The organism is uncultured Ruminococcus sp. (assembly GCF_947301925.1).
Lineage (GTDB): Bacteria > Bacillota > Clostridia > Oscillospirales > Ruminococcaceae > Ruminococcus.
The window spans coordinates 23,898-33,737 of record NZ_CAMYUE010000022.1; the positions used below are offsets into that span (position 1 = coordinate 23,898).

6 protein-coding genes are annotated in these 9,840 nt (G+C 49.3%); all 6 read left to right on the forward strand.

Going from position 1 to position 9,840, the window contains the following annotated elements:
- Positions 1 to 95: 95 nt before the first annotated feature.
- The gene (locus Q0Y65_RS14680; RefSeq protein WP_297961513.1) at positions 96 to 584 is read left to right on the forward strand and encodes a GtrA family protein; all 489 of its coding nucleotides are present in this window, start codon (positions 96 to 98) and stop codon (positions 582 to 584) included.
- Positions 577 to 1,581 carry a tRNA dihydrouridine synthase DusB gene (dusB, locus tag Q0Y65_RS14685; protein WP_297961516.1) on the forward strand — a complete coding sequence of 335 codons (1,005 nt, stop codon included), beginning with the start codon at positions 577 to 579 and terminating at the stop codon, positions 1,579 to 1,581. The genes Q0Y65_RS14680 and dusB overlap by 8 nt, the downstream gene beginning before the upstream one ends.
- A 293-nt stretch (positions 1,582 to 1,874) precedes the next feature.
- The gene (locus Q0Y65_RS14690) at positions 1,875 to 3,131 is read left to right on the forward strand and encodes a CapA family protein (RefSeq protein WP_297961518.1); all 1,257 of its coding nucleotides are present in this window, start codon (positions 1,875 to 1,877) and stop codon (positions 3,129 to 3,131) included.
- A 537-nt stretch (positions 3,132 to 3,668) separates the two neighbouring features.
- Complete coding sequence (locus Q0Y65_RS14695; protein WP_297961521.1) at positions 3,669 to 4,529, forward strand: cohesin domain-containing protein; 861 nt, start codon at positions 3,669 to 3,671, stop codon at positions 4,527 to 4,529.
- Between the two features lie 97 nt (positions 4,530 to 4,626).
- Positions 4,627 to 7,308 carry a dockerin type I repeat-containing protein gene (locus Q0Y65_RS14700; RefSeq protein ID WP_297961524.1) on the forward strand — a complete coding sequence of 894 codons (2,682 nt, stop codon included), beginning with the start codon at positions 4,627 to 4,629 and terminating at the stop codon, positions 7,306 to 7,308.
- A gap of 59 nt (positions 7,309 to 7,367) precedes the next feature.
- Positions 7,368 to 9,840: cohesin domain-containing protein (locus tag Q0Y65_RS14705; protein WP_297961527.1), on the forward strand; the 2,473-nt coding region annotated here is incomplete at its 3' end.

Consider the following 9,840-nt stretch of genomic DNA (forward strand, 5'->3'; position numbering starts at 1 on the left):
CGGATATTAAATAAAAATATCGTGAAATGACTTGCATTTCTGTCCGCAAACTGCTATTATATAAGGGCGATTGAATTTCTGAAAGGACAGATAAAATGGAAAAATTCATTAAGTGGTGCGTTTCGATACTTCCGAAGCCCCTTCAGAAGATATACTATAAGTATGAGGAGAAGTGGCTCTATCTTGTTTTCGGCGGACTGACCACAGTGGTATCCATTGTAACGAAGCTCCTGCTCTTCTGGCTGGTGCCCGGAGAGCCCAGGTGGGAGAGTACCGCAGGCGTGGTGTTCTCATGGATATGCGCCGTGACATTTGCTTTCTTTACAAATAAAAAATACGTCTTCAAGAACGAGACAAAAACCTCGAAGGAATTCTGGAAGGTATTCGCTTCCTTCTACGGGGCAAGGCTGGCCACTCTGGGCATGGAGGAGGCAATATTCCTTGTGTGCTGCGACTGGCTCGGCATGAGCAAGACCGTGATAACCTTCCTCAGTCAGGTGGCGATATTCATAGCCAATTACATACTCAGCAAGGTGTTCGTTTTCAGGAACAAGGACAAGGCTGCGGAGAACGCTGATGACTGACACAATTAAAATAGGAAAGGTCAGCATAGCCCGCACGGCGGCTCTTGCGCCCATGGCGGGAGTTGCCGACAGAGCCTACAGGCTCATGTGCAAGAAGTACGGAGCGGCCTATGTTGTCAGCGAGATGGTGTCCGCGAAGGGCATATGCTACAGCGACCGCAAGACAGCTGAGCTGTGCACCGTCACCGATGAGGAGCGCCCCATGGCTGTGCAGCTTTTCGGCAGCGAGCCCGACTTCATGGGCGAGGCCGTGAAGATAGTGCTGGAGTACCGTCCCGATATCATAGACATCAACATGGGCTGTCCTGTGCCGAAGGTAGTGGGCACGGGGGCAGGCTCGGCGCTGATGAAGGATATAAAGCTGGCGTCAGCCGTTACGGAGGCGGCCGTGAAGGCGGCAGGGGATACTCCCGTTACAGTGAAGATACGCAGCGGCTGGAGCGCTGATACCATAAATGCGCCCGAAATGGCGAAAGCCCTTGAAGCGGCTGGAGCAGCGGCCATAGCCGTCCACGGACGCACGAGGGATATGTTCTACAGCGGACAGTCCGACAGCAATATCATAAAGGCTGTGAAGGAGGCCGTTTCCGTGCCTGTCATAGGCAACGGCGACGTCACCGACGGAGCCTCCTGCGCGGAGATGTACAGGCAGACGGGCTGCGACCTTGTAATGATAGGCCGCGGCAGCTACGGCAACCCGTTCATTTTCCGCGAGACAGAGTCCCTGCTCAGGGGAGAGGCCTATGAGCCGCCGGAGCTCCGCGAGAAGATGAGAGTCATGCTGGAGCATATAAGGCTCATACTGGAGCTCAGCGAAAAATGCGAGGAGCTCGCTATGCACGAGGCGCGTAAGCACGCTGCCTGGTATATGAACGGATACTACGGCTCGGCCAAGTTCCGCGGCCGCTGCTATCAGCTGTCCTCCTATGCGGAGGCGGAAGCTCTTGCGGAGGAGTTCATTGAGCTTCAGGAAAGCCGTGAAATTAACAGATTGTAATTTTTGTGTATACAAAGTGGACAAAACAAGGGCGAATAGTCAGCTTGCACAATTTTCTTTGAAAAACTTCGTATGAATGAACAAATAATTGTGTATAATAAAGCTGAGAGGAAGAATTTGCCTTAAATACGTTGTTTGGGGCTGAAATTTAATCTTGAGGCTTATAAAACACAACGTAAATTCATTTAAGTTTGATACAATTTGTAATTGCCAAATGAAAAATAATGTGATATAATGATTTTAGGAAGCGGCATATTTTCAGGGATTTTATGCCCTTTCGCAAAGGAGTATTTATGAAATTGAGAAAAGGACGCGCTTTCGGCGCTCTTGCGATATTCACCACCCTCGTGGCTTGCGGAGTGGGCTGCGCAACGAGCCATGTGGTCGGCAGGGCCGATCCCGATGCGCAGACAACAACAGGTACGACAGTTCCCGAGGAGACCACCGAGGAGCTTACAACGCTGCCGCCCGATAAGGTGGTACACGTTACGGCTGCGGGCGATAACCTCATCCACTATTCGGTATTCAAGAATGCCGAGGCCCTTGCAGGAGGCAACGGCTACGACTTCAAGCCCATGTATTCCGAGGTCAAGTACCTCATACAGGACGCTGATCTGGCCATTCTCAACCAGGAGACCGTTATCTCAAAGAGCAACGGCGTCCGCGGTGCAGAGGGCGGAGTGCTCATATTCAACTCGCCTCCCGAGGTGGCGGACGCGGTGATAGACTGCGGCTTCGATGTATTCACCATGGCTAACAACCATCTGCTGGACATGGGTACCGACGGCCTCGAGGAGTCCATTAACTTCTGGAACGAGAAGGCAAAGGAGAACGATCTTACAGTGCTCGGAGCCTATCTCAACGAGGAGGACGCAAACAATATCCGCATACGTGAGGTCAACGGCGTAAAGGTCGCTTTCCTTGCATACGCAGAGCATATCAACGGCTTCGACGATCTGCTCAACGACGTTCCGCTGAGAGTTATAAAGAACTCCGAGGAGGACGTTATAGAGAGACAGATCAAGGAGGCCAAGGAAAAGGCCGATGCCGTTATAGTTGCCGCACACTGGGGCGTCGAGGACACCAATATCGTGTCCGAGGACAGAGTGGAGCTGGCAAACAAAATGGTGAACTGGGGCGCCGATGTTATCCTCGGCTGCCATACACATACAGCGGAAACTATGGAGTGGATCACCCGCGACGACGGCACAAAGGGCTTCGTCTATTACTCCATGGGCAACTTCATCTGCGCTCAGACAGACAACTTCAACGTTGTTGGCGAGCTCCCCGATTTCGATATCGTCATCGACGGAGAGACCAATGAGCTGAGGCTTGAGAACGTGGGCTGCATACCTACGATCGTCCACTATGAGAACGATTTCTCCAACATGAAGGTTTATCCGTACAGCAAGTATTCCAAGGAGCTGGCGGACCGTCACGGACTTCCCTACGCAGTGCCTCAGGGCACATATACCGACTTCGGCTGGGACGTCATAAACCGCATAATCGACGAGGCAATACCCGAAGAATTCCGCAAGCTCGACAAATAATTTGATAAATTCATTTTTGGTTTAAAAATCCTGTTTGACTGGAGTTTTTCCAGAAAAAAGTCATTGTGCAAACCGTGCAAAAATCAGTTTTCCTGTTTAGGTAAAATACCAAAAACAGTATGAACCTATTTACTTTTTTTTAGACCTGATATATAATGAAATCATGAATAAATATAGATTTGGGATTAAGTATCTCATCACGGCAGTGTGATGCGTCTTACGACAAAACCACTGCTTGCAGAGCGGAGTTTTCAGTCGCAGGCTGACGGCAGAGGGGAGCTTCAGAGCGCGGCGTGGACAAACGCCGGGTCGGAAGATGATCCGCCGAAAACCGCAGCTCGGACAGCTTAAGCCTCGTCTGTATGACTGAGCAGCGGCAGGAATGCCATACGCTTTCGCACAGCTTTCATTCGTTATCGGTGATACGGTTTTGCAGGGAGGGCGGAACGGTGTATCCGCTGCGTTAAGACAAGATATAATTAAAGGGGCACCCCGTTCCTTTGTTATATAACATTATTGAAGAAGGAGGAAAAAATAATGAAGACAAAAAAGGTAGTCGTCGGAGCTATCGCTGCTACGATGCTTTCACTTTCAGTCTGCTCACTTGCACCTGTTGCAGCTGCCGGCGAAACAGTGCAGATATCCGTTGGCACAACTAATGCAAAGGTAGGTGGGGACTTCTCAGTGGACGTATCGTTGGCTGATATTCCATCTTCCGGCATTCAGGCACTTGACTTTGCTGTAGCTTATGACAGCAGCGTACTCACAATCACATCTGTTGAAGCAGGTGGTCTCGTAACAAAGATCCCTCAGTCAGCTGATCTTTCAGCTTCACTCAGCGATCTCTTCGAGAGCTCAATCAACAGCAAAGAGGGTTGTGTAAACCTGATATGGTCTACTGCTGCCGAGGATTCTTCATACTGGCTCAAGGGCGACGGAACATTCTGTACCATCAAGGGCACTGTTTCAAGCAGCGCTAAGGAAGGCACAAGCTCAGAGCTTGCAGTCAAGGCAATTGACCGTGAGACATATTCCGGCTCTAAGACAGTAAACGGAAAGATCGGCTGTGGCTATGAGTCTAACGGAAAGCCCGTTAAGCTCGATGTAGAGACCACAAACGGAAAGGTTACCATCGGCACACAGCCTACAACAGGCGGTCCTTCAGTGACACTTGCCGGTGATACTAACTGTGATGGAGTTGTCGAGCTTGCAGATGCTATCCTCATCATGCAGAGCCTTGCAAACCCCAATAAGTATGGCATAAGCGGTTCAGACGCTAAGCACCTTACTAATCAGGGTAAGGTAAACGGCGATGTTGATAAGGATGTAGTGGGTCTTACATCTAACGATGCTCTCAAGATCCAGAATTATCTGCTCCACAATATCAAAGAACTTTGATCCGAGATTATCTGATTTGTCCCCCTTACAAAGGAATACAAACCCAATTTATGTTTTATTAGTAGGCGTAAAAACCTAAAGAAAGGAATTATTACAAATGAAAAAGTTAATTTCTGCAGTCACATCACTGTGTATGGCTGCAACGATGGTTAGCGCGGTAGTTCCTGCAACAGTAGGCGCTGCAGACGCAACCAAGGGATTTTCTATTAAAACATATGATGACACTAAGCCCGGTATCTCCAACGGCGCTTCTGAGGTTACAATCAAGAAGGCTGATATCGGTGCTAATGGCTACAATATCCCTGCTGCTGTTTATCTGACAGAGGGTACAGACAACGACACAGGTTCACTCTCAGTTGCTGTTACAACTGATTCACCTGATCTTAAGTTCGCTGTTCGTCTTCCCGATCAGAAGTACTATGATTCCGAGAAGAATGTTACACTTTCTTCCGGTTCAGGTTCAACAGACCAGTATATCACATTCGGCGGTATCATGGACGACATGGACGGCTACATGGCTCCCGGACGTTATATCTTTGGCTGCGAGCCTTCAATGACAGCTGCAGGCGCAGAAAACTATTTCATCGGACTTTCATGGATGAACGATGGCAGAGATTATAAGTGGGCAGGCACAAAGTCTGACGATTATCCTCTCTATGCTTTCGACATCACAGTTCCTGCCAACATCGCAGCAGGTACATATCACGTTGACTTCCATCACTATGATACAGATCCTGATGAGAAGGTAACTGTTATGTCTCCTATGATCGAGGCAAGAAAAGAGAACCCTTCAGATACTTCACGCAAGTATTCACTTGAGGAAAACAACCTCACAACAAGCGGTCTTACAATCAAGATCGAGGGCGATGGTACTGAAGTTACAACAACAACTACAGCTCCTAACCCCACAACAACAACTACAACTACAACAACTCCTGTTCCCGTAGGTAACAAGGACTTCAACTTCAAGATAGTTGACGGCAACGGCAATTCTACAGCAAATGCTGCTGCCGGCGAAGAGCTCACACTTAACCTCGTAGTTAACGCTGGCAACAATACCTGTGCAGGTATGGACGCTCAGTATGACCTCGGCGGTCTCGAGCTCGTTCAGATGGGCAAGAAGGCTAAGGCTCTCGGCGGTGCTACAATCAACACCAACGAAGCTGAGGCTCGTATCAGCATCATGTCAGTAGGTTCTGGCGACGGCGAGCCTTCAGCAGTTACAAACGGCGAGTCTGTATCTGTTATCAAGGTTAAGGTTCCCGCAAACGCTGCAGAGGGTACACAGTACACAGTTGATCTCGTTTCAAGCGAGCTCAAGGTATTCAAGGAAGGCGGCTCTGGTGACAAGTACACAGCAGGCGTTACTCCTTTCGTAGTTCAGGTTGGAAACGGCATTATCACAACAACAACAAAGGATCCCAACCCAAGCACAACAACAACTACTGTTGATCCTAACGCACAGTTCAAGTTCAAGATCGTTGACGCTGACGGCAACTCAGCAGCTGACGTAACAGCCGGCCAGGAAGTTACACTCAGCCTCGTAGTTGACGCAGGTACAAACACTTGCGCAGGTATGGACGCTCAGTATGACCTCGGCGGTCTCGAGCTCGTTCAGATGGGCAAGAAGGCTAAGGCTCTCGGCGGTGCTACAATCAACACCAACGAAGCTGAGGCTCGTATCAGCATCATGTCAGTAGGTTCTGGCGACGGCGAGCCTTCAGCAGTTACAAACGGCGAGTCTGTATCTGTTATCAAGGTTAAGGTTCCCGCAAACGCAACAAACGGCACAAAGTACACAGTTGATCTCGTTAAGAGCGAGCTCAAGGTATTCAAGGAAGGCGGCTCAGGCGATAAGTACTCAGCAGCTGTAACTCCTATCGTTCTTACAGTAAACGATGGCACAGTTCTTCCGACAACAACAACATCAACAACAACTACACCTCCCGGTCCTACAACAACTACAACTGTTGATCCTAATGCACAGTTCAAGTTCAAGATCGTTGACGGCAACGGCAACTCAACTGCTAACGCTGAAGCAGGTGCAGAGCTCACACTCAGCCTCGTAGTTGACGCAGGCACAAACACTTGCGCAGGTATGGACGCTCAGTATGACCTCGGCGGTCTCGAGCTCGTTCAGATGGGCAAGAAGGCTAAGGCTCTCGGCGGTGCTACAATCAACACCAACGAAGACGAGGCTCGTATCAGCATCATGTCAGTAGGTTCTGGCGACGGTGAGCCTTCAGCAGTTACAAACGGCGAGTCTGTATCTGTAATCAAGGTTAAGGTTCCCGCAAACGCTGCAAACGGCACAAAGTACACAGTTGATCTCGTTAAGAGCGAGCTCAAGGTATTCAAGGAAGGCGGCTCAGGCGATAAGTACTCAGCAGCTGTAACTCCTTTCGTACTCACAATTGGCTCAGACGTAACAACAACAACAACTACATCTGAGACAACTACAACAACAACTACAACTACTACAACTCCCGATCCTACAACAACAACAACTACAACTACACCTCCCGCTGGTAAGCTTGCTCCTACATGGGGTGATGTAAACTGCGATGGTAAGGTTAACGTTGCTGACGTAGTAGTTCTCAACAGATACCTCAACGATCCTACATATCCTGTATCTGATCAGGGTAAGGTAAACGGCGACGTTAAGGATCCTCAGGATAAGTCTGGCGCTGCAGTTGATCCCGCAGGCGTTAAGCTCACAGCTGCTGACTCAGAAACAATCCTCAAGTCTATCGTTGATCTTGTAACTCTTCCTCAGTAAGGAGATTATAAGTACGTACTAATTAAATAGAGCAAATCGCTCGGAAAGGAAATGCACTGATGAAGAAACTGCTTTCTGCAGTTACATCCATTGCCATGAGCTTCACGCTCATGGCAGGTGCATTTGCTTCGTCAGTTAGTGCTGCCGGCAGTATTTCTGCTGAGCAGCCTAATGTTAGTATGGGCGAAGTACTGGATGTTTCTGCTAACAGAACCGCTGCTGACGGTAAAGTAGAATGGCTCATCCCAACAGTAACTGCAGCTCCAGGCCAGACGGTCACTATGCCCGTAGTAGTCAAGAGTTCAAGTCTCGCAGTTGCGGGTGCACAGTTCAAGATTTCAGCAGCAGATGTGACCTTCGGTTCAAAGACCGACGGTGACGCATACGGCGCAAGCATAGCGTATAATAAGGGCAAGTTTGCTTTCGGTCAGGGTGCAGGCAGAGGAATAGTAGCTGCTGATGATTCAGTAGTTGTTACTCTTGCTTACACAGTTCCTGCCAATGCAGCTCCCGGTACAAAGTATCCTGTTCAGTGGGCAGATCAGTTTGTAAGCGATACAGACGGAAACGACATCACTGAAAAGGTTACATTCACCAATGGCGAGATCGTTGTAAAGGACGCTGAAGCCAACGGTAATATCGAATGGGTACTTGACAAGGTAACAGCCGCTCCCGGCGAAGTAGTTACAGTCAAGGCTACTGTAAGCGCTCCCGATAATGCAACACTTCCCGTTGCAGGCGCACAGTTCAAGATCGATAACGATTCACACGTTAACTACAGCTCAATGACGGAGGGCGGCGCATACGCTTCTTCATTTGCTGTAAATAACGACAAGAAGTCATTTGCTTTCGGCAATGGCACAGGCGCAGGCGTTGTTGCAGCTGACGGCGCAACAATCGCTTCGTTCAAGTTCCAGGTTCCTTCTGACTGCGGCGAAGGCGTTTACCCCGTAAAGTGGGCTGACGGCTTTGTATGCGATACAGACGGTAAGGATCTCACTGCAAACGTAAAGTTCACGGACGGTTCTATCACTGTAAAGAAAAACGTCGTAGTTGAGGGCAAGGTAAAGTGGGTACTCGACAATGTAACAGCCCAGAAGGGTGAAACAGTTACACTGAAGGCAGTAGTCGACGACAGTGCTAAGGCTGCAGTTCCTGTAGCAGGCGCACAGTTCAAGATCAACGCCGACACAGTCAAGTATTCCAAGATCGCTGACGGTACAGCATACGGCGCTCCCATCACAGCCAACGATGCAAAGCAGTCATTTGCTTTCGGCAACGTAAGCGGTGCAGGTGTTGCAGCTGCTGACGGTTCACAGATCTTCACACTTACTTACACAGTTCCCGCAGACTGCGCAGACGGTAAATATCCCGTTAAGTGGTCTGACGCATTCGTAAGCGACACCGACGGCAGAGATATCACAAGCAACGTTATCTTTGTTGACGGTTCTATCACAGTAGGCAAAACTACTGACGGCACAGCCGAGTGGGTTATCCCCAAGGTTCAGGCTGAGCGCGGTCAGACAGTTACTCTTGACGTTCTCGTAAAGGGCGACAGCGACCTTGAGGTTGCAGGCGCTCAGTTCGGCATCAAGGGCACAGCTCCTACAAAGTACAGCACAGCTGCAGGTACTCCTTACGGTACAGATCTGGTCAAGAACGACGACAAGATGAGCTTTGCTTTCGCTCAGGCGAGCGGTATCGGCAAGGGCGCATATGACGGCGACAAGATCATGACCCTTACCTTCACTGTACCTACAGATTGTCCTAAGGGACAGTATCCTGTAAAGTGGACAAATCAGTTCGTAAGCGACACAAACGGCGGCGACATCACTGATAAGGTTACATTTACAGACGGTTGGATCGAAGTAGTAGACGTTGTTACAACAACTACACCCGGTCCTACAACCACAACAACAACTACAACAGTAACTGCTCCCGAGGGCGGTATCATCTGGCAGATCGCTACAGTTACCGCTTATCCCGGAGAGACTGTAAAGCTTCCTATCAAGGTAGTTGATATGGACAACTCAAGGCTTGCTATCGCAGGCGCTCAGTTCGATATCAAGAACCGCGACGGCGTAAATTACTTCGCTATCGAGGGCTCTGACGCATACGGTGCAAGCATCGTTGCAAACGCTCTCAAGAAGAAGTTCGATTTCGCTAATACAGTAGGTGTTCAGGTTGCAGCTAACGACGGCGACAACGTTGCTATCCTTACTTACAACGTTCCCGAGGGAACACAGCCCGGCACATATCCTGTAGAGTTTGTAAAGGGATCACTCATGATCTTCGATACAGACGGTAACGATATCACTGACAAGCTCATCGGCGTAAACGGTGCTATCATCGTTGCACTTCCCGATGTGACATCAACTACTACAACAACTTCTACAACAACAAGTGGTCCGATAGATCCTAATTCGTCTACGACTACTACAACAACAAGTGGTCCGATAGATCCTAATTCGTCTACAACTACTTCAACAACAAGTGGTCCCATAGACCCGAATTCGTCTACGACTACTTCAA

What these genes read in the sequence shown, in the direction of transcription:
- Q0Y65_RS14680 (WP_297961513.1), top strand. Translation starts at nt 96, where the DNA reads ATGGAAAAATTCATTAAGTGGTGCGTTTCGATACTTCCGAAGCCCCTT.
- dusB (WP_297961516.1), top strand. Translation starts at nt 577, where the DNA reads ATGACTGACACAATTAAAATAGGAAAGGTCAGCATAGCCCGCACGGCG.
- Q0Y65_RS14690 (WP_297961518.1), top strand. Translation starts at nt 1,875, where the DNA reads ATGAAATTGAGAAAAGGACGCGCTTTCGGCGCTCTTGCGATATTCACC.
- Q0Y65_RS14695 (WP_297961521.1), top strand. Translation starts at nt 3,669, where the DNA reads ATGAAGACAAAAAAGGTAGTCGTCGGAGCTATCGCTGCTACGATGCTT.
- Q0Y65_RS14700 (WP_297961524.1), top strand. Translation starts at nt 4,627, where the DNA reads ATGAAAAAGTTAATTTCTGCAGTCACATCACTGTGTATGGCTGCAACG.